Source organism: Mesorhizobium sp. LCM 4577 (genome assembly GCF_001854795.2).
Taxonomy (GTDB): domain Bacteria; phylum Pseudomonadota; class Alphaproteobacteria; order Rhizobiales; family Rhizobiaceae; genus Mesorhizobium; species Mesorhizobium plurifarium.
The window spans coordinates 353,336-377,557 of record NZ_MDDU01000024.1; the positions used below are offsets into that span (position 1 = coordinate 353,336).

Consider the following 24,222-nt stretch of genomic DNA (forward strand, 5'->3'; position numbering starts at 1 on the left):
CCGGGAAAGCCTATCTGGTGAACTTGGCGTTGAGCGCGCCGGCGACGGCCGCYGGCACGAATGGGCGGATTTCGCCGCCCATCGAGGCAATCTGGCGCACGAGTGTGGCGGTAATGGTGCGCACCGAGGGGCTGGCGGGGAGAAAAACCGTCTGCAATTCCGGCGCCATCGTCTCGTTCATGCCGGCCATCTGCATTTCGTAGTCGAGGTCGGTGCCGTCGCGCAGGCCCCGGATCATGATCGAAGCGCCATGCTTGCGGGCCGCGTCGATGACCAGCCCATCGAAGGAAACGACCTTGATGCGGCCGCTGTCCTTGCCGAACTCGGCCTTGGTCGCGGCCTCGATCAGCTCCACGCGTTCCTCGAAGGAAAACAAAGGTTTCTTGCCCGGATGGATGCCGATCGCAGCATAGACGGTATCGGCCACAGCCAGCGAGGCTTTCAGCACGTCGAGATGGCCGTTGGTCAGCGGGTCGAAGGAGCCGGCGTAAAGGGCGGTGCGTTCGGTCATGGCAGGCTTCTAGAGCAATTCCAGGAAAAGTGTGAGCGGTTTTCCGTGCGGAACTGCGCAAAAAATCCGCGTTTGAACCTTTTCGGCGCTATGAACGACAGATGAATGTGACGATCACGAACGTTTCACGCAACGTTCACTAGGTTGCCGCTTCAAGGGATGAAACCAAATCCCCATGTCATCGTTGTAAGCCCAGGAGAACACGCAAATGCTGATCTACATGCTTGCCACCGCAATGACCATCGTGATGCTGATCGCGACTGCATTCGGGTTGCACCAGGAAGCAGCGCGGGTGCGCGTCAAGGCCAACACCAAGCGGCTCGATGGTTTCGCTCATCGCAACGTCTACCGTCGCCATTGACCCACCATCACCGCACCGGCCCGGAGGGCCGGTGAAGCCTAAGCCGAGACTTATTCGCCCTCGCCCGTATCGTCCGCGCCAGTCTCGCTCGAAGACACATCTTCCGCCTCCTCGTCAGACTGCGGCTCCGAAATCCGCTCGACCGACACAACCTTCTCGCCTTCGGCCGTGTTGAAGATCGTCACGCCCTTGGTGGCGCGGCTGGCGAAGCGTATGCCGTTGACCGGCACCCGGATGACCGTGCCGCCGTCCGAAACCAGCATGATCTGATCGTCATCGCCGACCGGGAAGGTCGCGACAAGGCGGCCGATCTCGGCCGTCTTGGAAACGTCGGTGGCGCGAATGCCCTTGCCCCCGCGACCGATCATGCGGAAATCGTAGGACGACGAGCGCTTGCCATAGCCATATTCGGTCACCGTCAGCACGAGTTGCTCATGCGCCTTGAGGAACTCGTAACGCTCGTCGGAAAGCTCGGCTTCCTCGCCGACCTCCTCATTGGTGAGCGCAATCTCCTCTTCCTCGCCGGCTCCGCCGGCGGCAAGTCGGCGCTCGGCCGCCGCGCGCTTCAGATAGGCGGCGCGCTCGGCGGGTGACGCATCGACATGCTCGATGATCGACATCGAGATGATGCGGTCGGTCTCGGCCATGCTTATGCCGCGCACGCCGACGGAATTGCGGCTCTGGAAGACGCGCACGTCGGAGACCGGGAAACGGATGCACTGGCCGGAATTCGCCGTCAGGAGCACGTCGTCATTGTCGGTGCAGGTCTCGACGCCGAGGATCTCGTCGCCCTCTTCCTCCAGCTTCATGGCGATCTTGCCATTGCGGTTGACCTGGATGAAGTCGCTGAGCTTGTTGCGGCGCACGGTGCCGCGCGTGGTCGCGAACATCACGTCGAGCTCGCCCCAGCTGGTCTCGTCCTCCGGCAGCGGCATGATCGTGGTGATGCGCTCGCCCTGCTCGAGCGGCAGCATGTTGATCAGCGCCTTGCCGCGCGATTGCGGGTTGCCGATCGGCAGCCGCCAGACCTTTTCCTTGTAGACGATGCCGCGCGAGGAGAAGAACAGCACCGGCGTGTGCGTGTTGGCCACGAACAGCCTTGTGACGAAATCCTCTTCCTTGGTCGACATGCCGGAGCGGCCCTTGCCGCCGCGGCGCTGCGCCCGGTAGAGCGACAGCGGCACGCGCTTGATGTAGCCGGAATGGCTGACGGTGACGACCATGTCCTCGCGCTGGATCAGGTCCTCGTCTTCCATGTCCGCACCGCCCTCGGAGAGCTCGGTGCGGCGCGGGGTGCCGAATTCGTCGCGGACCGCGATGAGCTCGTCCTTGACGATCTGCTGTATGCGTGCGCGCGACGACAAAATATCAAGGAAATCAACGATCTCGGCGCCGATCTTGTTCAACTCGTCGGCGATCTCGTCGCGGCCCAGCGCGGTCAGGCGCTGCAGGCGCAGGTCGAGGATGGCGCGCGCCTGTTCCTCGGAGAGGTTGTAGGTGCCGTCCTCGTTGATGCGGTGACGCGGATCGTCGATCAGCTTGATCAGCGGCGCGACGTCGTGCGACGGCCAGCGCCGTTCCATCAACTGCTCGCGCGCCGTCTGCGGATCGGGCGCGGTGCGGATGAGCTTGATCACCTCGTCGATGTTGGCGACGGCAATCGCCAAGCCGACAAGGACGTGCGCCCGCTCGCGCGCCTTGCGCAACAGGTATTTCGTGCGGCGGCTGATCACCTCCTCGCGGAAACCGACGAAGGCTTTCAGCATGTCGATCAGCGTCATCACTTCCGGCTTGCCGCCGTTGAGCGCCACCATATTGGCGCCGAACGAGGTCTGCAGCGGCGTGAAGCGGTAGAGCTGGTTGAGGATGACGTCGGCGACGGCCTCGCGCTTAAGTTCGATGACGACCCTGTAGCCCTGGCGGTCGCTCTCGTCGCGGATGTCGGAGATGCCGTCGATGCGCTTCTCGCGCACCAGCTCGGCCATCTTCTCGATCATCGCCGCCTTGTTCACCTGATAGGGGATCTCGGTGACGACGATGGATTCGCGGTCGTTGCCGCGCCTTTCGATCTCGACGCGGCCGCGCATGACGATCGAGCCACGGCCGGTGGAATAGGCGCTGTAGATGCCGGAGCGCCCTAACACGATACCACCGGTCGGGAAATCCGGGCCCGGCACGATCTCCATCAGCGCCGGCAGGTCGATCGCCGGATTGTCGATGATCGCCATCGCTCCGTTGCACACTTCGGCGAGGTTGTGCGGCGGAATGTTGGTGGCCATGCCGACGGCGATACCACCCGAACCATTGACCAGAAGGTTCGGGAAGCGCGCCGGCAGTACCTTGGGCTCTTGTTCGGCGCCGTCATAATTGTCCTGGAAATCGACCGTTTCCTTGTCGATATCCTCCAGAAGCTCGTGCGCGACCTTGGTGAGCCGCGACTCGGTGTAGCGCATGGCCGCGGGCGGATCGGCGTCGATGGAGCCGAAATTGCCCTGTCCGTCGATCAGCGGCACGCGCAGCGACCAGTCCTGCGCCATGCGCACCAGCGCGTCGTAGATCGAGGCGTCGCCATGCGGATGGTATTTACCCATCACGTCGCCGACGATGCGCGACGATTTCACATGCTTGCGGTTCCAGTGGTAACCGCCTTCCTGCATGGCGTAGAGAATGCGCCGGTGCACCGGCTTCAGGCCGTCGCGCACGTCGGGCAGCGCACGGCTGACGATCACGCTCATGGCGTAATCGAGATAGGAGCGCTGCATCTCCTCGATGATCGAAATCGGCTCGATGCCGGTGGGGCCGCCGTCCGGCCCGCGCGGTGTCTTCTGGTCGGTCAAATCAGGTCACAATCCAGTCGGGAATCACTGCATGCTTATATAGGAAGCCTCGCCGAAACTCCAATGTCGGCCAGACTTTTCCAGAGACAATTTCGATGGTAATTTCAAATGGATACCGCTGATTGCGACGATATGGCCACGGTCGTTTTCGCCGCCATGCGGCAAGGTCGGTCATGGATCGGGCAAAAACCGCAAGTGCTGTGAACCTGGCCCTGTGGCCACCCTTGCGGGCCCTGAGTGGCTGGAGTGTCAAGGACCTCAACGGCGATCTGACGGCAGGCGTTACGCTGGCCGCGATCGCCATTCCCGAGCAGATGGCGACGGCGCGCCTTGGCGGTTTCGCGCCGGAGATCGGCTTCTTCACCTTCGTCGCCGGCTCCGTCGCCTTCGCGCTGCTCGGCGCCAACCGCCAGCTGTCGGCGGGGGCGGATTCGACGATCACGCCCTTGTTCGTTGGCGGGCTGGCGCTGATCGCCACCTCCGGCTCGCCGCATTATCTGGCGCTGGCGGCCATGCTGGCGCTGATGGTGGGGCTGCTGGTGGCGCTCAGCGGCATTTTCCGCCTCGGCTGGATTGCTGATCTCCTGTCCGTGCCGGTCACGACCGGCTTCCTCGCCGGCATCTCGGTTCACATCATGGTCTCGCAGCTGCCTGGATTGCTCGGCCTGCCGTCGCAAAGCGGCGAAACCCTGCGACGCGTCGGCGAGATCGCCGCTAACATCCATCTCACCAACCTCTGGAGCCTGGCGCTCGGTCTAGGCGTCTTCGCGATTGTCCTCGTCGCCGAGCGCGTCAGCGCGCGCATACCCGCGGCGCTGATCGGCATGGTGCTGGCAACGCTTGCCGTCATCACGCTGGGCCTTAAGAATCGCGGCGTCGAGGTGCTCGGCGCCTTGCCGAACGGGTTTCCGACGCCCGGATTGCCGCTGGTCAGCTTCGAGGACGCGCGGGCTCTCGTCCCGCTCGCGCTGCTGATCGCCATCGTCGTCATGGTGCAGACGGCAGCGACCAGCCGCTCCTTCCCGCCGCGGGACGGCGAAGCGCTCGACGTCAACCGCGACTTCGTCGGCGTCGGCGCGGGCAGCATCCTGTCCGGCCTGTTCGGTGCCTTTGCCGTCAACGCCAGCCCGCCTCGCACGGCCATCGTCGCGCAGACCGGCGGCCGCTCGCAGCTTTCGGGCCTGATTGCGGCAGCAATCGTTCTGGCGCTTGGCGCATTCGGCGGCCGCTTGCTCGCCGATGTGCCGCAGGCGGCGCTGGCCGGCGTGCTGATGTATGTGGCCCAGCGCATCCTGCGCTGGAGGGTGGCCGCAAACGTCTACCGCCAGGCGCCGGTCGAGTTCGCGCTGATCCTGATCACCATGGTCGCCATCGTCGTTCTGCCGATCGAAACCGGCGTCGCGATCGGCATCGGCCTGTCGTTGCTGCACGGCATCTGGGGCTCGACGCGCACGGAGCCTATCGAGCTGGCGCAGGTGCCGGGCACGTCGGTCTGGTGGCCGCCGAGCGGTTCCAGCGCGGGCGAGCAGCGCTCCGGCGTGCTCGTGGCGGCGTTCCAGGCGCCGCTTTCCTTCGTCAACGCCGACCGGTTCAAGCGCGGCTTGAGCGACCTGATCGACGCCAGCGAGGACGTGCAGTTGGTGGTGCTGGAAGCCAGCAACATCGTCGAGATCGACTATACCGCCGCCCAGGCGCTGATCGACACCATCCGCCATTGTCGCGACAAAGGCGCGGTCTTTGCTATCGCCCGCATGGAATCGCTGCGCGCCCAGGCAGCGCTCAAGCGGTTCGGCATCGCCGAGATCGTCGGCGCTGAGCGCATTTTCCACAGCGTCGACGCGGCGATCAAGAAACTTGGTCCGGGCAAACCACAGCTCAAGAAACAGGACAGCCTGCCATGATCGACCCCCGAGTGCCCATTGTCACTCCGGTCCCCGTCGAAGACCTAAGGCCGACGCAGATCACGGTCGGCATGCGTGAGGTTGCGTTGAAGCGCCAGATGATCCGGGCGCAGGACGCAAAGAAGAAAACCGGCGTCTTTCTGGGCAGACACATGGTGCCGGTGGTGCTCGGTCCCAAAAATCGCAACTACGTCACCGATCACCACCATCTCGCCCGCGCCCTGCTCGAGGAAGGCGTCAAGGATGTGCTGGTGACCGTGATCAGCGACCTGTCCGCGCTCGACAAGGACGCCTTTTTCTTCGTTCTGGACAATCGCGGCTGGATGCACCCCTTCGACGAGAACGGTCGGCGCCGCGATTACTCGGCCATTCCAAAGACCATCGGCGAGCTGGTCGATGATCCTTACCGGAGCATGGCGGGCGAGCTGCGCCGTCAGGGCGGCTACGCCAAGGACACGACGCCGTTCAGCGAATTCATCTGGGCGGATTTCCTGCGCCGGCGGATCGATAAGGATGCGGTTGCGAAGAACTTCGACAAGGCGATGAAGCAGGCACTGGTTCTGGCCAAAGGCAAGGATGCGGATTACCTGCCCGGCTGGTGCGGTCCGACGGACGATTGAGTGCAAACCTATCCGGCGCCGGTCCGCTTGGCCCGGTACGCGCCGGGCGCCTCCCCCATTTCGCGCCGGAACCGGCGGTTGAAAGTCGACAGATCGTTGAAGCCAGTATCGAAGGCGATCGTCGAGATCGCGGCGTTCGACGCGCGCAGGCGCACCGCGGCGCGGTGCATCCTCGTCCTCAGCACGAACTGATAGGGCGTCATGCCGGCGACGTGCCGGAAAATGCGCAGGAAATGATATGGGCTGGTCGCCGCGCCGTCGGCGAGCTCGGTCAGCGACAAGGGTCGATCGGCGTTGAGCTCGATCAGCCGCACCGCTTCGGCAACGCGTTTCTGGTCGCGGCGGCTGGGCGTCCGGGCGGGTTTGGAAGAACCGGTCGCGGCCTCAACCACCGCGCCGGCCATGCGCAGGCCGAGTTCCTCGAATGCGTCGCCGTCGCCCGTTTCTCGCGCCGCTTCCGCCTCGGCGAGCAGAGGCGCCAGCGCCGGCAAGGGCGGCAGACGCGGATCGGCGAAACCGAGCCGTTTCACACCCGGCAAGTCGGCCAGGACGCGCTCCAGATAGGCCGGCGAGAAATGGAAGGAGAGGCAGCGGTCGCCAGCGCCGTGCTCATGTCCGCATTCGTAGCAGGCGCCGGGATTTCCGAGCAGGATGGCGCCCGGCGCCAGCATCGCCGTGCCCTGGCGCGTGCGATAGCGGAACGCGCCCCTGGTCACCGCGGCGACGCAGAATCCGCGATGCTCTTCCTCGAATGGCCTGTCGCCGGCGGCCGCCGTGCAAACCACGTCGGACACCTGCCAGCCGGGCCCTGAAGCCAGAGTTTTCTGCGCGGTCGTCATGCCCGAAGATAGCAATTTTTCCCAAGCGACGAACCCTGCCGTGCCCCTATTGCTCGCCCTCTCCTGACAAACGAGGCAGCAACAATGACCGATTCCTTTGCCGAAGCCCTGCACAGCGACGGGCCCAAACCGGACCTCGCCGAAAAGCTGAAGCTCTACGGCCGCTTCATCGGCGCCTGGACATTCGACGCCACCCGCATCCTCGAGGACAGCACAAGGCTCACCGGGCGCGGCGAGGTGCATTTCGGCTGGGTTCTGGAAGGCAGGGCCGTGCAGGACGTCTGGATCCTGCCCGCCCGAGACGCCAGCTCCTCCCCGTCGCTCGGGCCATGGACCTTCTATGGCACGACATTGCGCGTCTACGATCCCACCGCCGATGCCTGGCACATCTTCTGGAGCGATCCGCGCAACCAGTATTACAGCCGACAGCTCGGCCGCGCCGAGGGCGACACGATCGTCCAGATCGGCGCCGACGGCACCGGTGCCTCGGTGCGCTGGAGCTTTTCGCGCATCACCGAAAACTCATTCCGCTGGCTCGGCGAGCGTTCGCAGGACAGCGGCTCGACCTGGCGGATGGAGGTCGAATTCCTGGCCCGTCGCGCGACTCCAGCCTGAGCGATCAACCAATTGTAATCATGGAGGAACCAATGCTCGACCATGTCTCGATCGGCGTCCGTGACGCCAATGCTTCGAAACGCTTCTATGACGCAGCGTTGAAGCCGCTCGGCTATTCCTGTCTCAGCCAGTCGCCCGGCTCGCTCGGCTACGGCGCCCAAGCGGTCCAGCTTTGGGTGAATGACGCCGGCCGGCCGGTTCCGGCCGAAGCGGAGTCCGGCCTGCATTTCTGTTTCTCCGCGCCGACACGCGCCAGCGTCGACGCCTTCCACGCGGCAGCATTGCGAGAAGGCGGCAAGGACAACGGCCAGCCCGGGCTCCGAACGGCCTATGGAGACAACTACTACGCCGCCTTCGTCATCGACCCGGATGGCTATCGCCTGGAGGCCTATTGCGGCAGGCCCGAATAGCCGGCTGATTTACCTTCCCGCCTGTTTCCAGCGCCCGGGCTTTGCTCTACCAATTGCGGAGCCTGGGCCTCGCCCGGCGGGAGGGGACCAGCGATGCCGAGTTTCGACAGCCTGTTCAACGCCTTCGTCACCATCCTGGTGACCATCGACCCGCCGGGACTGGCGCCGCTTTTCCTCGCCGTGACGCGCGGCATGAACCGCGAGGAGCGCCAGCAGGTCTCGGTGCGCGCCTCGGTGATCGGCTTCCTGGTGATGGCGCTGTTTGCGATTGCCGGCGCCTCGATCCTGTCGGTGTTCGGCATCACGCTGCCGGYCTTTCGGGTGGCCGGCGGCTTTCTGCTCTTCTTCATCGCCTTCGAAATGGTGTTCGAGCGCCGCCAGGACCGCAAGGAGAAGATCGGCGACGTCGYCATCACCAGGGACATGATCCACAACATCGCCGCCTTCCCGCTGGCGATCCCGCTGATCGCTGGCCCCGGCGCGATTTCGGCGACGGTGCTGTTGTCGGGCCATTTCGAAGGCTTTGCCGCCCAGGCGGCGCTGGTCGGCATCATCTTCCTCTGCCTCGTCATCACCTATCTGGTGTTCGTGCTGTCGGAACGCATCGACCGCATCCTCGGCCAGACCGGCCGCTCGATCCTGACGCGCCTGCTCGGCGTCATCCTGGCGGCCTTGGCGGTGCAATTCGTGGCCGACGGCGTCCGAGCGCTGATGGCCGCTTGAGCGACACCCCTACTGCCTACTGCCTACTGCCTACTGCCTACTTGGCCCCCGTCTCGACCACCTCGAAATCATGCGTGAGCGTCGCCGTCTTCGCCGTCATCGCGCTGGCCGAGCAGTATTTCTCGATCGACAGGTCGATCGCGCGCTTGACCTTGTCATGCGAGAGCGCGCGGCCCTTGACGATGAAATGCATGTGGATGCGGGTGAACACTTTGGGGTCGGTCTCGGCCCGGTCGGCGTCGAGCTCGACCACGCAATCCTCGACCGCCTCGCGGCCTTTCTCGAGGATGTGGACGACGTCAAAGGCCGAGCAGCCGCCGGTGCCGATCAGCACCAACTCCATCGGGCTCGGCCCCGGCGTCTTGCCATCCGCCCCATGCGCGGTGCCAAGCACGACCTTGTGGCCGCTGCCGGACTCACCGACAAAGGTGCGTTCCTCAACCCATTTGACGCGTGCTTTCAGTTTAATCTTCCTTGAGAAATTCCCGTCCGCACCTACTGGCCGAACACGACGGCATGCATGATCCGGCCAGGCAGTAGCGTGAAGATGCCGGCGCCGACCAGCGCGAACAGATAGAGTTTTATCATGGCGCCGCGATGCGCGGCCACCTTATGCGTATGCGCATACCACGTCGCCAGCGGCACGGTGACCAACACCAGGATCGACAACAGATGGATCGGACTGAACGGCCCGACGAGCCGGATCTGCTGGATCCAGAAGCTGGATATGGCGATGATCAGCATCAGCGCCGCCCAGGCATAACCCAGCGCGCGGTGGCGCACAGTCCCCTTCGGCAGCGCCAATTGGGCGCCGCCGATGGCTAAAGCGGCGAAGGCCGCGAAGGCATGCCATGGGACGGGAGGCGGCGCCGACAGAAGCGGTCCGAGCGACATCGCGCCTTCCTTCAAATGCCCGTTTCGAGACGCTTAGAACGGGATCTCGTCGTCCAGCTCGCGCGACGAGCCGCCGCCACCGCCGCCTCTGGAACCGCCGCCACCACGGCTGAAACCTTCGTTCGGGCCGGACTGGCCGAAATCGGAGCCGCGGCTGCTGCCGCCGCCGGTATAATTGCCGACCTGGCCGCCGCCACCCTCGCCGCGCGCGTCGAGCATCTGTAGCTCGCCGCGGAATTTCTGCAGCACGATCTCGGTCGTGTAGCGGTCGTTGCCGGTCTGGTCCTGCCATTTGCGGGTCTGCAGCTGGCCCTCGACATAGACCTTCATGCCCTTCTTCAAATACTGCTCGGCCACCTTGGCGAGCTGGTCGTTGAAGATCACGACATTATGCCACTCGGTCTTTTCCTTACGCTCGCCCGAGTTCTTGTCGCGCCAGCTTTCCGACGTGGCGACGCGGATGTTGACGACCGGATCGCCGGAATTCAGGCGGCGGATTTCAGGGTCCGCCCCGAGATTGCCGACCAGAATGACCTTGTTGACGCTACCCGCCATCTTACTTCTCCGCGCTCATCCGAAACAAATTTTAAGTCGCTCACCTTACAGCCTTGGGGTCGCCCATGCCCGCAAAGGCTGGCTTTTCCCACAAGGTTTTTGTTCTCTTTTCGTTCTAGTTGGAACCGTCCTTTCTGTCAAGGAATGTCAGCAAAGGCGGCGCCTGAACGTGTATCTCGATATGGCGATCAAATAGAAGCTTGCCAAATCGATAAGTATCGACTTATGCTTTTATCCATGATCGAGGCAGAGATTTTCCGGGCGCTTGCCGACCCGACGCGCCGCGCCGTTTACGAGCGGCTGACCGCCAGCGAGATGAGCGTGAGCGAGCTGCGCGCCGGCATGAGCGTGTCGCAGCCGGCGGTCTCGCAGCATCTTGCCGTGCTGCGCAGCGCTGGCCTGGTGGTCGAGCGGCGCGCCGGCCGCAACGCCTATTACCGCGCCGATCCGCAAGGGCTCGACCCCCTGCTCGGCTGGATCGAGCGCTACCGCGCCTTCTGGCCGGAACGCATCGAGAAGTTGAAGACGGTTCTGAAAGGAATGGACCAATGACGGCAACCGAAAMCCCGACGGTCGACGAGGCGCCGCTCAGCTTCGAATGCGACCTTCCCGATCCGCCGGAAAAAGTCTGGCGGGCACTGACCGAGCCGGAACTGCTCGCCGCCTGGCTGATGCCGAACGACATCAAGGCGGAAGCAGGCAGCCGCTTCGCCTTCGCCGGACCGGATGCGCCGATCGAATGCGAGGTGCTCGAGGCCGAGCCCGGCAGGCTGCTGCGCTACTCCTGGCGCGAGCGGCCCGGCGCGAAGGATGCGGACCAGTTCCCCGCCTTCGACAGCATCGTCACTTTCACGCTTGCCGGCACCGCCTCGGGCGGCACGCATCTCCGCATCGTGCATGACGGCTTCGCGCCGGCCGCGCAGCCGCTCGTCGCTGTTTCCGGCGCCGGCTGCGGGGTTTCGCTTTATGCGCGCAAGAACCCGACCGCCGCCAATGCGCCCTCAATGATGCTGCGCGCGGCCTGATCGATAGAAACAGAGGAAACCCGTCATGAGCATTGCCAATCTTGTGCCGATGGTCATCGAGCAATCGAGCCGCGGCGAGCGCTCCTTCGATATTTTTTCGCGGTTGCTGCGCGAGCGCATCGTCTTCATCAACGGCGAGATCAACGACAACGTCTCGGCGCTGGTTTGCGCCCAGCTTCTGTCGCTTGAATCGGACAATCCCGACAAGGAGATCTCGCTCTACATCAACTCGCCCGGCGGCATGGTGACCAGCGGCTTCGCCATCTACGACACCATGCAATACATCTCCTGCCCGGTGTCGACGGTGTGCATGGGCTTTGCCGCCTCGATGGGCTCCTTCCTGTTGATGGCAGGCTCGCCGGGGCGCCGTATCGCCCTGCCCAACACCAGGATCGTGCTGCATCAGCCGCTCGGCGGCTTCCAGGGCCAGGCCTCCGACATCCAGCGCCACGCCGAGGACATCGTGCGCACCAAGCAGCATATGACCGAGCTCTACGCCAAGCATTGCGGCCGCACCTATGAGGAGGTCGAGCGCACACTCGACCGCGACTATTTCATGAGCGCCGCGGAAGCCAAGGACTGGGGTCTCGTCGACCACGTCTACGACACGCGCAAGAAAGCGGCCTGACGTCGCGGGCCAGGCGCGCGGCAATTTGATCGCCGCGCGTCTGGCATCGCTCCAGCCGCGTCCCTATAGTCCGCGTATGATCGGATCCGTTCAGCCCAGACATGTGTGCCCTATCCTCGCCGCGCTTGCCGCCGCGCTGATGGCCGGCACCGCGCTTGCCGACGACAGCTCGACGCAGACATTGCCAGGTGTCAGCGACGACTACCGCATCGCCAAGCCGGCGCCGCAGTCGGAGCCGGATGACGCCCAGCCCGCCGGCAACGACGGTTCGTTCAAGATCGGCAACACCGATGTCAGGATCGGCGGCAGCATAACGATCGACATGGCGACGGGCGGCATGAAGCTGCCGAACCGCTGATCGTCCTGCCACGGGAATTTGTCGGATGGGCCGGTGCTTGTCCGCACCATCGGCGAACGTGGCGATTGGCCGAGGCGCCTCTCAGTTCGTCATTTTAGGGCGGAGCAAGGAGCGAAGCGACGCGCGCAGACCATAGAATCCATTCCGTGACATAGAAGCGATGCAGCGATACAGAACTAATTCGGCGCTGTGCTGGAGCCTTTATTCTGCACTGTAGTACCCATCATGAATATCACGGCATGGGGTCTGCGCTCCGCTTCGCGTCGCTCCGCCCTAGAATGACGACGTTGCGAAGGCTCCGGCCAACTGCGAACCTATCATGACCGCAAAAAATGTAAGCCCCATCCCTGCTTTGCAGACGGATGGGGCTTCATGGATCTGAAATCCAACTTTAGCCGGGAGTGGACTGCCGGCGTTCTGTTTCGGATGCAACGCGGCATTCAGCCGACGATCCGACTATCGTCTCTGATTGTAGGGAATCGGCAAGTCACGGTTTGTCGGGCTGGCGTTTCAAGTCTGCCCTGGCACTTATGCCCGCCGCGGCTCCATCTCCGTGTGGAGCCTCAAGGGACTGTCCGGTGGCGTCATGCTCCGCTCCTGGGTCCGTTGCGACAATGTCGTTCGAAGCGCAAATCGCTATCGCCTGCGGCGTCTCGCAGGCCGCCTGTTGGGCGGCGAGGCCATCGAAAGACGGCCGGCTTCGTTGACGGTTTTGAGACTGCTCCCCTGGGTCCGCGACGTCAACCGTCGATAGCCGGTTACCGAAAAATGTGATCGGCAGGAGGTTACGTACGGGTAAGCCGAGTGGCCCTGTGGATCAATGGGACGGGATCGGCGGCACTTGTCTCCACGGCGCCTGGCGCGATTGTTTCCACAGCGCTTTGTCAGGAGCGTGTTCGGCCTTTGTTCTTTCCGCTTGCCCGCTCGCGCGAAAGGCGGTTAAACCCAAGATAGGCTTCTTCCGTCGAGATTGTGGCGTCTCTCGACGCGGCGGCAAAACAACCTACATATAGGATGGCCGGGACGAACCCGCCCAATCCAGCAAATTCCAGATCTGAGGCGGCGACCGGCGATGGCCGACCAAAAATACCTTTCCATTCGCGGGGCGCGCGAACACAATCTCAAGAACGTCGATCTCGACCTGCCGCGTGACAGCCTGATCGTCATGACGGGGCTGTCCGGCTCCGGCAAGTCGTCGCTCGCTTTCGACACCATCTATGCCGAGGGCCAGCGCCGTTACGTCGAAAGCCTGTCGGCCTATGCGCGGCAGTTCCTCGAGATGATGCAGAAACCGGACGTCGACCAGATCGACGGCCTGTCGCCCGCCATCTCGATCGAGCAGAAGACCACCTCGCGCAACCCGCGCTCAACGGTCGGCACCGTCACCGAAATCTACGACTATATGCGCCTGCTTTTCGCGCGCGTCGGCATCCCCTATTCGCCGGCGACAGGCCTGCCGATCGAGAGCCAGACCGTCAGCCAGATGGTCGACCGCGTGCTGGCGCTGGAGGAAGGCACACGTCTCTATCTGCTGGCGCCGATCGTGCGCGGCCGCAAGGGCGAATACCGCAAGGAACTGCTGGAGCTGCAGAAGAAGGGGTTCCAGCGCGTCAAGGTCGACGGCGTCTTCTACGAGATCGCCGACGTGCCGGCGCTGGACAAGAAGTACAAGCACGACATCGACGTGGTCGTCGACCGCATCGTCGTGCGCGGCGATCTGGCGACCAGGCTCGCGGACTCGATGGAGACCGCGCTGAAGCTCGCCGACGGACTGGCCGTGGCCGAGTTCGCCGACCGGCCGCTCGACGCCAGCCTGACCGGCGAGGATTCGGTCAACAAGTCGAAGAACGAGACGCATGAGCGCATCCTGTTCTCGGAAAAGTTTGCGTGCCCGGTCTCCGGCTTCACCATTCCCGAGATCGAACCCAGGCTGTTCTCCTTCAACAACCCGTTCGGCGCCTGCCCGACTTGCGATGGCCTCGGCAGCCAGCGCGCCATCGATCCCAACCTCGTGGTGCCGGACGAGAACGTCTCGCTGCGCGACGGCGCCATCAGCCCGTGGGCGAAGTCGACCTCGCCCTATTACGCGCAGACGCTTGAGGCGCTGGGCAAGGCCTATGGCTTCAAGCTCGGCGACAAGTTCAAGGATTTGAGCGCCGCGGCTAAAGAAGCCGTGCTGCACGGCACCGGCGAGCGCGAGATCACCTTCCAGTATGACGACGGCCTGCGCTCCTATAAGACCACCAAGACGTTCGAGGGCGTCATCCCCAATCTCGACCGGCGCTGGAAGGAAACGGAATCGGCCTGGATGCGCGAGGAGATCGAGCGCTTCATGTCGGCCACCCCCTGCCCCGCCTGCAACGGCTATCGCCTGAAGCCGGAAGCGCTGGCAGTGAAGATCGCCGGCAAGCACATCGGCGAGGTCACCGAGCTGTCGATCCGCAAGGCCGACCAATGGTTCACCGACCTGCCGGCGCAGCTCAACGAGAAGCAGAACGAGATCGCGGTGCGCGTGCTCAAGGAGATCCGCGAGCGGCTGCGCTTCTTGAACGATGTCGGCCTCGACTATCTGACGCTGTCGCGCAATTCCGGCACGCTGTCGGGCGGCGAGAGCCAGCGCATCCGGCTCGCCTCGCAGATCGGCTCGGGCCTCACCGGCGTGCTCTATGTGCTGGACGAGCCGTCGATCGGCCTGCACCAGCGCGACAATGCGCGCCTTCTCGATACGCTCAAGCACCTGCGCGACATCGGCAACACGGTGATCGTCGTCGAGCATGACGAGGATGCCATCCTGCATGCCGACTATGTCGTCGACATCGGCCCCGCCGCCGGCATCCATGGCGGCCGCATCATCGCGCAGGGCACGCCGCAGCAGATCATGGCCACGCCCGCCTCGATCACCGGCAAGTACCTGTCGGGCGAGCTCGAAGTGACGACGCCGGAAGTGCGCCGCGAAGCCAAGAAGAACCGGCGCATCAAGGTCGTCGGCGCGCGCGGCAACAATCTGAAGAACGTCACGGCCGAGATCCCGCTCGGCACCTTCACCTGCGTCACCGGCGTGTCCGGCGGCGGCAAGTCGACCTTCCTGATCGAGACGCTGTTCAAGGCGGCCTCGCGCCGCATCATGGGCTCGCGCGAGCATCCGGCCGAGCATGACCGCATCGAGGGGCTGGAATTCCTCGACAAGGTCATCGACATCGATCAGTCGCCGATCGGCCGCACGCCGCGCTCCAACCCGGCGACCTATACCGGGGCCTTCACGCCGATCCGCGACTGGTTCGCCGGCTTGCCGGAAGCGAAGGCGCGCGGCTATCAGCCGGGCCGCTTCTCCTTCAACGTCAAGGGCGGCCGCTGCGAGGCCTGCCAGGGCGACGGCGTCATCAAGATCGAGATGCACTTCCTGCCCGACGTCTACGTCACCTGCGACGTCTGCCACGGCAAGCGCTACAACCGCGAGACGCTCGACGTGCTGTTCAAGGGCAAGTCGATCGCCGACGTGCTCGACATGACGGTCGAGGAAGGCGTCGACTTCTTCTCGGCTGTGCCCGGCGTGCGCGACAAGCTGGAGACGCTGAAGCAGGTCGGCCTCGGCTATATCCATATCGGCCAGCAGGCGACGACGTTGTCGGGCGGCGAGGCGCAGCGGATAAAACTCGCCAAGGAACTGTCGCGCAAGGCGACCGGCAAGACGCTCTACATTCTCGACGAGCCGACCACCGGCCTGCATTTCCACGACGTCGCCAAGCTGCTCGAAGTGCTGCACGAGCTGGTCGACCAGGGCAACACGGTGGTGGTCATCGAGCACAATCTCGAGGTGATCAAGACCGCCGACTGGGTGCTTGATCTCGGCCCAGAAGGCGGCGACGGCGGCGGCGAGCTGGTTGCGTCCGGCACCCCGGAAGCGATCGTGCGCGAGAAGCGCAGCTACACCGGCCAGTTCCTGAAGGAGCTTCTGGAGCGGCGCCCCGGAGGCAAACGCGAAGCGGCCGAGTGATGGCAGGACACGGCCTGATCTCCGTCGAAAGCCGCTTCCGCGTCGGTGAAACCATCGACCGGCTGGTCGAGACGGTCACCAGCGCGGGATTACGCGTCTTCGCGCGCATCGACCATGCTGCCGGTGCGCATGAGATCGGCGCGCCGTTGCGGCCAACCGAATTGCTGATCTTCGGCCATCCGAAGGGCGGCACGCCGTTGATGCAGGACCATCAGCTTGCCGGCATCGACCTGCCGATCAAGGCGCTGGCCTGGGAAGACGAACAAGGCAAGGTCTGGCTGTCCTACAACGACGCGCGGTGGCTAGCAGAGCGCCATAGCCTCGGCGACACCAGCCGCGATGCCGTCGCGGCGATTGCCGCCGGCCTGAAGAAGGTTGTCGCGGCCGCTGCCGGGGTGGACCAATCATGAGATTGGCCCGCCCCGACGATCTCGTCGCCGTCGTCGCGCTGACTGCGGATGCCTATGCGCCGTACACACCCATCTTCGGTGGGCCGCCGGTCCCTGTCACCGAGGATTACGCGCCGCGGATCGAGCGCAGCGAGGTCTGGCTGCTGGAAGAAGGATCGGAACTAGCCGGATTGATCGTCCTCGAACGTCATCCCGACCACGCCATGATCTTCAGCGTCGCGGTCGCACCGGCTTTCCAGGGCAGGAAGCTCGGCATCAAATTGCTCGACTTCGCCGACGAGCAGGCGCGGTCGTGGGGCGTGCCGGAGGTGCGGCTCTACACCAATTCGCGCATGGAGCGGAACATAGCGCTCTATGCAGCCTACGGCTATCGCGAAACGGGTCGCCGCGCCAATCCATACCGGCCGGGATGGACCCTGGTGGACATGGTGAAGCCGGTCGACCTAACCGCATTTTGAACGGAGGAGGAAGACGATGACTGCCCAAGGAAAAATCCGCTCCGGCATGGGCGGCTGGACTTTCGAGCCCTGGGATACCTCCTTCTATCCGGAGAAGCTCGCCAAGGCCAAGCAGCTGCACTACGCCAGCCGGCAGGTGCCGAGCATCGAGGTTAACGGCACCTATTATTCCAGCTTCAAGGAACCGACTTTCGTCAAATGGGCCAACGACGCGCCGGACGATTTCGTCTTCTCGCTCAAGGGCAACCGCTTCGTTACCAACCGTCGCGTGCTCGGCGAGGCCGGCGAATCGATGATGCGCTTCCTCGGCTCCGGCGTCGCCGCGCTCGGCGAGAAGCTCGGGCCGATCCTGTGGCAGTTCGCGCCGACCAAGAAATTCGACGCCGACGATTTCGAAGCGTTCCTGAAGCTTCTGCCCGAAAAGCAGGACGGCGTGCCTCTGCGCCACGCGCTGGAAGTGCGCCATGACAGCTTCATCGTGCCGGAATTCCCGGCGCTTGCGCGCAAATACAAGGCCGCGATCGTCTATGCCGACCATGCGAAATATCCGGCGATCGCCGACGTCACCGGCGACTTCGTCTACGCACGCCTGCAGACCGGCAGCGACGACAACCCCGACTGCTACACGCCGAAAGGCCTCGACGAATGGGCGGCGCGGGTGAAGACCTGGGCGGAGGGCAAGCAGCCCGCCGACCTGCCGCGCGCCGACCCTAAGACCGATGCGCCGGTCAAGCCGCGCGACGTGTTCGCCTACTTCATCACCGAAGGCAAGGTGCGCGCCCCGTTCGGCGCCATGGCGCTGATGAAGCGGGTCGCGAACTGACAAGGGCAAACCCCGCAATCTTCGCGGCGATCGTAACGTAATCGATACTTCCTTGCTGCACTAATGGACCTACGTCAGGTTGCAGAAGCCCGGCGCCGGCAAGGACGCGTGCATGCTGCTCGACTACAATTCATTGCTTCTGGCCGTCGGCTTCTCCGCCGCTTGCCTCAGCCTCACCCTGTTCGGAACCTGGATGGCCGCCCGTTCCGACAAGTTCCTTTTGACCTGGGCAGTCAGCGTGCTGGTCGTGGTGTGCGAAGTCTTTGCCTACGACGCCTATATCGCAAGGCCCGGAACGGCGCTCGGCGTGCTGACGCTGGCGCTGCTCCTGCTCGGCTTCTCCGTCATGCTGGGCGCCGCCCACCAATTCAGGACCAGGCGCTCGCCTTTGCCGCTGATCGCGCTCGGCGCCGGCACTTCCTATGCTCTCGCGCTCCCGCCCATGGCCCATGGCTATGACGGACTGGCCTTCATGCTGGAAAACGCCTTGGCAGCCCTGCTCCTGTTCGGAACCGCCTATGAATATTGGCGGGGCCGCGCGGAAGCGCCCGTCCATCTCATCGGCGTGGCGCTGCTTTACTCGCTGACCGCGGCGTCCTTCGTGCTGTGCGCGGCCGTGCTGGCATGGGACGGCAAGCTCGTCCTCGGCCATGCGCCGAGCAACTGGGCGGAGGATCTGAGCCTCGTCATCGTCATCGCCTCCATGACCGGCATCGGCGCATTGTCGCTGGCGCTCAACCAGGGGCGGCACGCCCGCCATCATCAGCGCGAGGCGCAGACCGACGCCTTGACCGGCTTGCTCAACCGCCGCGCTTTGTTCGACCTGCACGGCAAGGCACCGGTCAGCGCTTTCACGGCGGTGGTGGTGTTCGACCTCGACGGCTTCAAGGCGATCAACGATCAGTTCGGCCACGCCGCCGGCGACGAGGTGCTGAAGGTCTTTGCCCAGGTGCTCTCCGCCGACCTGCGTCCGAATGACTCCGTCGCCCGCATGGGCGGCGAGGAATTCGCCATGGTGCTGAGGCGCACCTTGCCCGAGACGGCCGAGGCGACGGCCGAACGTGTCAGGGCCGCCTTCGCCGCGCGTACCGTCGAGACGGAGACCGGGCCGTTGCGCTGTACGGTCAGCGCCGGCTTCGCCTTCGGCAGCAGCGATGGCATGAGCTTCGACAAGGTCCTCAGCGCCGCCGACAAGGCGCTCTATGCCGCCAAACGCGGCGGCCGCAACCGCGTGCTCGACTTCCGCCGTGCCGGGTGACCTTTACGGCCCCGCGCTCGCCCTCAGTGGTGGGCGATCACTTCGTTGAAGGCGTCGAGATCGACGTAGAAGACCTTGGTCATTTCGCCCAGCAGATCGTCCTCGTCATAGCCCTGCGACATCAGGATGTTGATCGCCGTCATGATATCGTCGCGATCGGTGAGGCGCCGCTTCTGATAGTCCTCGACAAAACGTTCCATCGCCGTCCCCTGGCACGAATCTTTTGGACGCGTTGACCGACAATCACTGCAGGGAAAGCTAGGCAGGCTTGCTTGCGTGGAACTTGCGGGCGGTGTCCGCGCGCCTTCCCCTTCATTCGCGACTGATACGGAAAGCGGCCGACTCACCAAGGCCAAGAAAAGACTAGCATGTGGTATTGAGCACGCCAGAGCGCTCAACAACTTCGTCATCCTTCGGCGCAACGACGCGAAATGGAGCGAAGACCCAAGGATCCATTCCGTTACTTCCGAGCGTCATTTACGGTGTAGAGTTTGGAATGGCGACGACCCAGGCTACACTGTCAGGAACTTGCGCACATCCGCCCTATCGAGGTCTTCCGCCGGACCCGTATGCACGATCTGGCCGCGATCCATGATGTTGACCTCGTCGGCAAGCTCGCGGCAGAAGTCGAGATACTGCTCGACCAGCAGCACCGCGATCCCCGCCTGGTCGCGCAAATAGCGGATGGCGCGGCCGATATCCTTGATGATCGAGGGCTGGATGCCTTCGGTCGGCTCGTCGAGCACCAGGAGCTTCGGCCGCATCACCAGCGCCCGCCCGATGGCGAGCTGCTGCTGCTGACCGCCGGACAGGTCGCCGCCGCGGCGGCCGAGCATCTGCTTGAGCACCGGGAACAGCTCGAAGACATGGGCAGGGATATTGCGGTCTGCGCGCCGCAAAGGCGCGAAGCCGGATTCCAGGTTCTCGCGCACCGTGAGCAGGGGGAAAACCTCCCTGCCCTGCGGCACGAATGCGATGCCCGACCGGGCGCGATCATACGCCGCGCTCCGGTCGAGCGCCTTCCCCTCGAAGGCAACGCTTCCGCTCGTCAGCCGGTGGTGGCCGACGATGGATCTCATCAAACTGGTCTTGCCGACGCCATTGCGGCCGAGCACGCAGGTGATCTTGCCGGCGCCCGCCTTCAGCGAAACGCCGCGCAGCGCCTGGGCGGCGCCGTAATGCAGCGTGGCGTTGGAGACTTCGAGCATGGTCAGCCTCTCCTCCAGCGCTTCAGGAAAGAGAAATCGAAACGGTAGAACGGAACACGCCAGACCATGCTTCACCGCCCCAGATAGACTTCGACGACGCGCTCGTCCGCCGAGACGAAATCGAGCGTGCCTTCCGACAGCACCGAGCCTTCATGCAGGCAGGTGACCTTGACGCCGAGCTCGCGCACGAAATGCATGTCATGCTCGACGACGACCACCGAATGGTCGCGGGCGATGTCCTTGAGCAGGCGCGCGGTCTCCTCGGTCTCGGCATCGGTCATGCCGGCGACTGGCTCGTCGACAAGCAAAAGCTTCGGGTCCTGCGCCAAGAGCATGCCGATCTCCAGCCATTGCTTCTGGCCGTGGCTGAGATTGGCGGCGAGCTCGTCGCGCTTGTCGCCGAGACGGATGACGCCGAGGATGTCGTCGATGCGCCGCGTCTCGGCCGCCGAGCGGCGATGGAACAGCGCCGGGAAAATCGAGCGCGGGCCTTTCAGCGCCAGCATCAGATTGTCCTCGACGCTGTGGCTCTCGAAGACCGTGGGCTTCTGGAATTTGCGGCCGATGCCCATCATGGCGATCTCGGCCTCGTCATGCCGGGTGAGATCCACCTGGCCGTCGAAGAACACCTCGCCTTCGTCCGGCCGTGTCTTGCCGGTGACGATGTCCATCATCGTTGTCTTGCCGGCGCCGTTGGGGCCGATGATCGCGCGCATCTCGCCTTTGTCGAGCACCAGCGACAGGTTGTTGATGGCGCGAAAACCGTCGAAGGAAACCGAGACGCCGTCGAGATAGAGGATGGTGTTCGATTTGCTCATGATCGTTCACTCCGCCGGCTGCGGTTCGGCGCCGGCAGCGGACCAGGCGCCCGGTGTCCTCGCCGCCGAGCGCACGATCTTCGGCTCCGGCGCGTCAGGATCGACCCCGGCCTCGGCGCCAAGCGAAGCCGCGCGCAGCGCCTTGGCCTGGCTGCGCCAGCCGTCCCACATGCCGACGATGCCCTTGGGCAAAAGCAGCGTGACCGCGACGAACAGTCCGCCCAGCGCGAACAGCCAGAATTCCGGCAGCACGCCGGTGAACCAGGATTTGCCGGCATTGACCAGCAGCGCGCCGAGGATCGGGCCGACGATGGTGCCGCGCCCGCCGACGGCGGTCCAGATCACCACCTCGATCGAGTTGGCCGGATCGAATTCGCCCGGATTGATGATGCCGACCTGCGGCACGTAGAGCGCGCCGGCGATGCCGGCCATGATTGCCGAGACGGTGAAGGCGAACAGCTTGACGTTCTCGGCCCGCCAGCCGAGGAAGCGGGTTCGGCTCTCGGCATCGCGCACCGCCATCAGCAGCTTGCCGTATTTGGAGCGCACGATCGCGGCGGTGACGAAGACGGCCAGCGCCAGAGTGACGGCGCTGGCGGCGAACAGCGCCGAGCGCGTCGCGTCGGCCTGCACGTTGAAGCCCAGAATATCCTTGAAGTCGGTCAGGCCGTTGTTGCCGCCGAATCCCATGTCGTTGCGGAAGAAGGCGAGCAGCAGCGCATAGGTCATCGCCTGGGTGATGATCGAGAGATACACGCCGGTGACGCGGCTACGGAAGGCGAACCAGCCGAAGACGAAGGCGAGCAGGCCCGGCACCGCAAGCACCATGAGCGCCGCAAACCAGAAATGATCGAAGCCGTACCAGAACCAGGGCAGCTCCTTGTAGTTCAGGAACACCATGAAATCAGGCAGGATCGGATTGCCGTAGACGCCGCGCGAGCCGATCTGGCGCATCAGATACATGCCCATCGCATAGCCACCGAGCGCGAAGAAGGCGCCGTGGCCAAGCGAAAGGATGCCGCAATAGCCCCAGACGAGATCGAGCGCGAGCGCGAGCAGCGCGTAGCACAGATATTTGCCGACCAGCGCCACGATGTAGGGCGGGATATAGAAGCCGCTTTGCGGCGACACCGCGAGGTTGAGCAGCGGCACGATGATGGCGGCTGCCAGCAAAGCGAGGATGGTGACGGCGATCCGGCGGTCGGCCGAAAAGAAGCGCTGCGCGATCATGCTTCCACCGCCCTGCCCTTCAGCGCGAATAGGCCGCGCGGGCGTTTCTGGATGAACAGGATGATCAGCACGAGCACGACGATCTTGCCGAGCACCGCGCCGGCATAGGGCTCGAGGAACTTGTTGACGATGCCGAGCGAGAAGGCGCCGACCAGCGTGCCCCACAGATTGCCGACGCCGCCGAAGACAACGACCATGAAACTGTCGATGATGTAGCCGCGGCCGAGATTGGGCGAGACATTGTCGATCTGGCTGAGCGCCACGCCGGCGATGCCTGCGATGCCGGAGCCGAGCGCGAAGGTCAGCGCGTCGACCCAAGGCGTCCTGATGCCCATCGAGGCGGCCATGCGCCGGTTGGCGGTGACGGCGCGCATCTGCAGCCCCCAGGGCGTGCGCTTCATGACGTAGAGCAGCACCACGAACACGGCGAGCGCGAACACCAGGATCCACAGCCGGTTCCAGGTGATGGCGAGCTGGCCGACATCGAAGGATCCCGACATCCATGACGGGTTGCCGACCTCCTGGTTGGTCGGTCCGAAGATGGTGCGCACCGCCTGCTGCAGGATCAGCGAGACGCCCCAGGTGGCCAGAAGCGTCTCCAGCGGTCGGCCATAGAGGAAGCGAATGATGCCGCGCTCGATCGCCAGCCCAACCAGCCCCGCCACAAGGAAGGCGAGCGGCAGAGCGATCACCAGCGACCAGTCGAACAGGCCGGGAAACGAGGTGCGGATCACCTGCTGGACGACGAAGGTGGTATAGGCGCCGAGCATCACCATCTCGCCATGCGCCATGTTGATGACGCCCATGACGCCGAAGGTGATGGCAAGCCCGATCGCCGCGAGCAGCAGCACCGATCCCAGCGAAATGCCGTACCAGATGTTCTGGCCGGCATCCCACAGCGCCAGCGTCGAATTGATGCTGCCGATGGCAGCCGTTGCCGCATCTTTGACCGATCCCTGCGAACTCGCCTCGACCGAGGTCAGCAGCGACAGCGCATCGCGATCGCCGCGCGCCGCAATAACCGAGATCGCCGCCAGCTTGTCGGCTTCCGGCTTATCGGAAACCAGCACCGACGCCGCGCGAGCCTGCTCGAACAGCGTCTTCACCGCTGGTTCCGTCTCTGCCGCTATCGCGGCGTCGAGCGGCTCGATATTCGCTGCATCGGGCGTCTTGAACATCGTCATCGCCGCGGCAAGGCGCACGCTTGCATCCTTGGCGCGCAAGGTCAGCGTGCCCAGCGCGTCACGGATCGTGCGGCGCAGACCATTGTTGACCTTGATCTTTGTCAAATCGGCCTTGGCGGCATCGGCCACCTTCTCGCCGCTCAGCGGATCGAGCAATTCGATGCCGTCTCCCGCTTCCTTGCCGACGAAGACCTGGGAGTCGCTCTTGCGGATGTAGAGATTGCCGTCGGCCAGCGCCGAGAGCGGGCGCTCGACGGCCGGATCGCCGCTGGCAGTCAGCTCGCGCACGACGGCCTCCGTGGCCGAGAAACCGCTGGCGGCCGCGAATTTGGCGATCGTCGCGCGCAGGTCGGCCTCGGCCGCCTTCGACGGCAACAAGCTCGCCATCGTCAGCAGAAACATCAGACCAATTGCGCGCAGCAGCAGCATTGTCGTCTTCAAGCGGCTTTCTCAAGCAATTCCGGGAAAAGYGCGAAGCGGTTTTCCGTCCGAAATTGCGCAAACCAGGTTTCGGTGACCTTGCCCGGGCGGGTCGAAGAACCTGCCCGGGCAGTTGTCCCGG

Annotated in this window: 26 protein-coding genes; 15 read left to right on the top strand and 11 right to left on the bottom strand. The window is 64.3% G+C overall.

Annotation, left to right across the window (positions count from 1 at the left end; translation table 11 throughout):
* Nucleotides 1–10: 10 nt before the first annotated feature.
* Nucleotides 11–511, bottom strand: coding sequence for a pantetheine-phosphate adenylyltransferase (gene coaD, locus LCM4577_RS23380; RefSeq protein WP_071073648.1), 501 nt, complete (start codon nucleotides 509–511; stop codon nucleotides 11–13).
* 208 nt (nucleotides 512–719) lie between these two features.
* Here coaD and LCM4577_RS23385 point away from each other — a divergent pair, with 208 nt between their 5' ends.
* Entirely contained in the window at nucleotides 720–872 is a 153-nt protein-coding gene (locus LCM4577_RS23385; RefSeq protein WP_095765297.1) for a hypothetical protein, read from the top strand.
* Between the two features lie 50 nt (nucleotides 873–922).
* Here LCM4577_RS23385 and gyrA read toward each other — a convergent pair whose 3' ends face one another.
* Nucleotides 923–3,709: a DNA gyrase subunit A gene (gene gyrA / locus LCM4577_RS23390; RefSeq protein ID WP_071073650.1), complete on the bottom strand. Its 2,787-nt coding sequence runs from the start codon at nucleotides 3,707–3,709 to the stop codon at nucleotides 923–925.
* 224 nt (nucleotides 3,710–3,933) lie between these two features.
* Between gyrA and LCM4577_RS23395 the strand changes: the two genes are divergently transcribed.
* Both LCM4577_RS23395 and LCM4577_RS23400 read left to right on the top strand, forming a co-directional pair.
* Nucleotides 3,934–5,610 carry a SulP family inorganic anion transporter gene (locus LCM4577_RS23395; protein ID WP_371410068.1) on the top strand — a complete coding sequence of 559 codons (1,677 nt, stop codon included), beginning with the start codon at nucleotides 3,934–3,936 and terminating at the stop codon, nucleotides 5,608–5,610.
* Nucleotides 5,607–6,230 (top strand): ParB-like protein, encoded by a 624-nt coding sequence (locus tag LCM4577_RS23400; RefSeq protein ID WP_040987161.1) that lies wholly within the window; start codon nucleotides 5,607–5,609, stop codon nucleotides 6,228–6,230. Before LCM4577_RS23395 ends, LCM4577_RS23400 begins: the two co-directional genes overlap by 4 nt.
* Nucleotides 6,231–6,238: 8 nt before the next feature.
* Here the strand turns inward: LCM4577_RS23400 and LCM4577_RS23405 are convergent, their stop codons facing one another.
* On the bottom strand, nucleotides 6,239–7,069 hold the full coding sequence (locus tag LCM4577_RS23405; RefSeq protein WP_071073653.1) for an AraC family transcriptional regulator: 831 nt from the start codon (nucleotides 7,067–7,069) through the stop codon (nucleotides 6,239–6,241).
* An 84-nt stretch (nucleotides 7,070–7,153) separates the two neighbouring features.
* On the opposite strand from LCM4577_RS23405, the gene LCM4577_RS23410 reads away from it, so the two are divergent.
* The 3 genes from LCM4577_RS23410 (at nucleotide 7,154) to LCM4577_RS23420 (ending at nucleotide 8,817) form a co-directional block, all read left to right on the top strand.
* Nucleotides 7,154–7,684: a hypothetical protein gene (locus LCM4577_RS23410; RefSeq protein ID WP_071073655.1), complete on the top strand. Its 531-nt coding sequence runs from the start codon at nucleotides 7,154–7,156 to the stop codon at nucleotides 7,682–7,684.
* 32 nt (nucleotides 7,685–7,716) lie between these two features.
* The gene (locus LCM4577_RS23415) at nucleotides 7,717–8,094 is read left to right on the top strand and encodes a VOC family protein (protein ID WP_041000639.1); all 378 of its coding nucleotides are present in this window, start codon (nucleotides 7,717–7,719) and stop codon (nucleotides 8,092–8,094) included.
* Between the two features lie 93 nt (nucleotides 8,095–8,187).
* Entirely contained in the window at nucleotides 8,188–8,817 is a 630-nt protein-coding gene (locus LCM4577_RS23420) for a MarC family protein (RefSeq protein ID WP_071073657.1), read from the top strand.
* Nucleotides 8,818–8,854: 37 nt separating this feature from the next.
* On the opposite strand, the gene LCM4577_RS23425 is transcribed toward LCM4577_RS23420, so the two are convergent.
* The 3 genes from LCM4577_RS23425 to LCM4577_RS23435 are packed head-to-tail and all read right to left on the bottom strand — an operon-like array spanning nucleotide 8,855 to nucleotide 10,266.
* Entirely contained in the window at nucleotides 8,855–9,280 is a 426-nt protein-coding gene (locus tag LCM4577_RS23425) for an OsmC family protein (RefSeq protein WP_071073659.1), read from the bottom strand.
* A gap of 32 nt (nucleotides 9,281–9,312) precedes the next feature.
* On the bottom strand, nucleotides 9,313–9,711 hold the full coding sequence (locus tag LCM4577_RS23430; protein ID WP_071030110.1) for a DUF2306 domain-containing protein: 399 nt from the start codon (nucleotides 9,709–9,711) through the stop codon (nucleotides 9,313–9,315).
* A gap of 33 nt (nucleotides 9,712–9,744) precedes the next feature.
* Entirely contained in the window at nucleotides 9,745–10,266 is a 522-nt protein-coding gene (locus LCM4577_RS23435; RefSeq protein WP_071073661.1) for a single-stranded DNA-binding protein, read from the bottom strand.
* A 237-nt stretch (nucleotides 10,267–10,503) separates the two neighbouring features.
* Between LCM4577_RS23435 and LCM4577_RS23440 the strand changes: the two genes are divergently transcribed.
* The 9 genes from LCM4577_RS23440 to LCM4577_RS23480 all read left to right on the top strand — a co-directional run bounded on the left by LCM4577_RS23440 (nucleotide 10,504) and on the right by LCM4577_RS23480 (nucleotide 19,220).
* A complete protein-coding gene (locus LCM4577_RS23440; protein ID WP_040987153.1) occupies nucleotides 10,504–10,818 on the top strand; it encodes a helix-turn-helix transcriptional regulator in 315 nt (104 codons plus the stop codon).
* The gene (locus LCM4577_RS23445) at nucleotides 10,815–11,291 is read left to right on the top strand and encodes an SRPBCC domain-containing protein (RefSeq protein ID WP_071073663.1); all 477 of its coding nucleotides are present in this window, start codon (nucleotides 10,815–10,817) and stop codon (nucleotides 11,289–11,291) included. Before LCM4577_RS23440 ends, LCM4577_RS23445 begins: the two co-directional genes overlap by 4 nt.
* Before the next feature lie 25 nt (nucleotides 11,292–11,316).
* Nucleotides 11,317–11,919, top strand: coding sequence for an ATP-dependent Clp protease proteolytic subunit (locus LCM4577_RS23450; RefSeq protein ID WP_040987151.1), 603 nt, complete (start codon nucleotides 11,317–11,319; stop codon nucleotides 11,917–11,919).
* 76 nt (nucleotides 11,920–11,995) lie between these two features.
* Nucleotides 11,996–12,277, top strand: a complete 282-nt coding sequence (locus LCM4577_RS23455) for a hypothetical protein (protein WP_083354825.1) — start codon at nucleotides 11,996–11,998, stop codon at nucleotides 12,275–12,277.
* A gap of 1,072 nt (nucleotides 12,278–13,349) precedes the next feature.
* Nucleotides 13,350–16,271 (top strand): excinuclease ABC subunit UvrA, encoded by a 2,922-nt coding sequence (gene uvrA / locus LCM4577_RS23460; RefSeq protein WP_040987149.1) that lies wholly within the window; start codon nucleotides 13,350–13,352, stop codon nucleotides 16,269–16,271.
* Nucleotides 16,271–16,681 (top strand): DUF302 domain-containing protein, encoded by a 411-nt coding sequence (locus LCM4577_RS23465; protein WP_198540185.1) that lies wholly within the window; start codon nucleotides 16,271–16,273, stop codon nucleotides 16,679–16,681. The genes uvrA and LCM4577_RS23465 overlap by 1 nt, the downstream gene beginning before the upstream one ends.
* Entirely contained in the window at nucleotides 16,678–17,139 is a 462-nt protein-coding gene (locus LCM4577_RS23470; protein WP_071029678.1) for a GNAT family N-acetyltransferase, read from the top strand. Before LCM4577_RS23465 ends, LCM4577_RS23470 begins: the two co-directional genes overlap by 4 nt.
* Nucleotides 17,140–17,155: 16 nt before the next feature.
* A complete protein-coding gene (locus LCM4577_RS23475) occupies nucleotides 17,156–17,962 on the top strand; it encodes a DUF72 domain-containing protein (protein WP_071073665.1) in 807 nt (268 codons plus the stop codon).
* 112 nt (nucleotides 17,963–18,074) lie between these two features.
* Complete coding sequence (locus tag LCM4577_RS23480; protein WP_071073767.1) at nucleotides 18,075–19,220, top strand: diguanylate cyclase; 1,146 nt, start codon at nucleotides 18,075–18,077, stop codon at nucleotides 19,218–19,220.
* A 23-nt stretch (nucleotides 19,221–19,243) separates the two neighbouring features.
* Here LCM4577_RS23480 and LCM4577_RS23485 read toward each other — a convergent pair whose 3' ends face one another.
* The 5 genes from LCM4577_RS23485 to urtB all read right to left on the bottom strand — a co-directional run bounded on the left by LCM4577_RS23485 (nucleotide 19,244) and on the right by urtB (nucleotide 24,089).
* Nucleotides 19,244–19,420 (bottom strand): hypothetical protein, encoded by a 177-nt coding sequence (locus LCM4577_RS23485; RefSeq protein WP_164772243.1) that lies wholly within the window; start codon nucleotides 19,418–19,420, stop codon nucleotides 19,244–19,246.
* Between the two features lie 312 nt (nucleotides 19,421–19,732).
* Nucleotides 19,733–20,428 (bottom strand): urea ABC transporter ATP-binding subunit UrtE, encoded by a 696-nt coding sequence (urtE, locus tag LCM4577_RS23490; protein WP_041000655.1) that lies wholly within the window; start codon nucleotides 20,426–20,428, stop codon nucleotides 19,733–19,735.
* A 71-nt stretch (nucleotides 20,429–20,499) separates the two neighbouring features.
* Complete coding sequence (gene urtD, locus LCM4577_RS23495; protein ID WP_041000657.1) at nucleotides 20,500–21,246, bottom strand: urea ABC transporter ATP-binding protein UrtD; 747 nt, start codon at nucleotides 21,244–21,246, stop codon at nucleotides 20,500–20,502.
* Between the two features lie 6 nt (nucleotides 21,247–21,252).
* The gene (gene urtC, locus LCM4577_RS23500; RefSeq protein ID WP_071073667.1) at nucleotides 21,253–22,476 is read right to left on the bottom strand and encodes an urea ABC transporter permease subunit UrtC; all 1,224 of its coding nucleotides are present in this window, start codon (nucleotides 22,474–22,476) and stop codon (nucleotides 21,253–21,255) included.
* Complete coding sequence (gene urtB / locus LCM4577_RS23505) at nucleotides 22,473–24,089, bottom strand: urea ABC transporter permease subunit UrtB (protein WP_071073669.1); 1,617 nt, start codon at nucleotides 24,087–24,089, stop codon at nucleotides 22,473–22,475. Before urtB ends, urtC begins: the two co-directional genes overlap by 4 nt.
* Nucleotides 24,090–24,222: the final 133 nt, after the last annotated feature.

Excerpts from the sequence above, each read along its gene's own strand:
- LCM4577_RS23405 (WP_071073653.1), bottom strand. The coding sequence starts at position 7,069 with ATGACGACCGCGCAGAAAACTCTGGCTTCAGGGCCCGGCTGGCAGGTG.
- uvrA (WP_040987149.1), top strand. The coding sequence starts at position 13,350 with ATGGCCGACCAAAAATACCTTTCCATTCGCGGGGCGCGCGAACACAAT.
- LCM4577_RS23435 (WP_071073661.1), bottom strand. The coding sequence starts at position 10,266 with ATGGCGGGTAGCGTCAACAAGGTCATTCTGGTCGGCAATCTCGGGGCG.
- urtC (WP_071073667.1), bottom strand. The coding sequence starts at position 22,476 with ATGATCGCGCAGCGCTTCTTTTCGGCCGACCGCCGGATCGCCGTCACC.
- LCM4577_RS23485 (WP_164772243.1), bottom strand. The coding sequence starts at position 19,420 with ATGGAACGTTTTGTCGAGGACTATCAGAAGCGGCGCCTCACCGATCGC.
- LCM4577_RS23480 (WP_071073767.1), top strand. The coding sequence starts at position 18,075 with ATGCTGCTCGACTACAATTCATTGCTTCTGGCCGTCGGCTTCTCCGCC.
- LCM4577_RS23430 (WP_071030110.1), bottom strand. The coding sequence starts at position 9,711 with ATGTCGCTCGGACCGCTTCTGTCGGCGCCGCCTCCCGTCCCATGGCAT.
- LCM4577_RS23450 (WP_040987151.1), top strand. The coding sequence starts at position 11,317 with ATGAGCATTGCCAATCTTGTGCCGATGGTCATCGAGCAATCGAGCCGC.
- urtD (WP_041000657.1), bottom strand. The coding sequence starts at position 21,246 with ATGAGCAAATCGAACACCATCCTCTATCTCGACGGCGTCTCGGTTTCC.
- LCM4577_RS23415 (WP_041000639.1), top strand. The coding sequence starts at position 7,717 with ATGCTCGACCATGTCTCGATCGGCGTCCGTGACGCCAATGCTTCGAAA.
- LCM4577_RS23470 (WP_071029678.1), top strand. The coding sequence starts at position 16,678 with ATGAGATTGGCCCGCCCCGACGATCTCGTCGCCGTCGTCGCGCTGACT.
- LCM4577_RS23440 (WP_040987153.1), top strand. The coding sequence starts at position 10,504 with ATGATCGAGGCAGAGATTTTCCGGGCGCTTGCCGACCCGACGCGCCGC.
- LCM4577_RS23410 (WP_071073655.1), top strand. The coding sequence starts at position 7,154 with ATGACCGATTCCTTTGCCGAAGCCCTGCACAGCGACGGGCCCAAACCG.
- urtE (WP_041000655.1), bottom strand. The coding sequence starts at position 20,428 with ATGCTCGAAGTCTCCAACGCCACGCTGCATTACGGCGCCGCCCAGGCG.
- urtB (WP_071073669.1), bottom strand. The coding sequence starts at position 24,089 with ATGCTGCTGCTGCGCGCAATTGGTCTGATGTTTCTGCTGACGATGGCG.
- LCM4577_RS23385 (WP_095765297.1), top strand. The coding sequence starts at position 720 with ATGCTGATCTACATGCTTGCCACCGCAATGACCATCGTGATGCTGATC.
- LCM4577_RS23400 (WP_040987161.1), top strand. The coding sequence starts at position 5,607 with ATGATCGACCCCCGAGTGCCCATTGTCACTCCGGTCCCCGTCGAAGAC.
- LCM4577_RS23475 (WP_071073665.1), top strand. The coding sequence starts at position 17,156 with ATGACTGCCCAAGGAAAAATCCGCTCCGGCATGGGCGGCTGGACTTTC.
- LCM4577_RS23455 (WP_083354825.1), top strand. The coding sequence starts at position 11,996 with ATGATCGGATCCGTTCAGCCCAGACATGTGTGCCCTATCCTCGCCGCG.
- LCM4577_RS23465 (WP_198540185.1), top strand. The coding sequence starts at position 16,271 with ATGGCAGGACACGGCCTGATCTCCGTCGAAAGCCGCTTCCGCGTCGGT.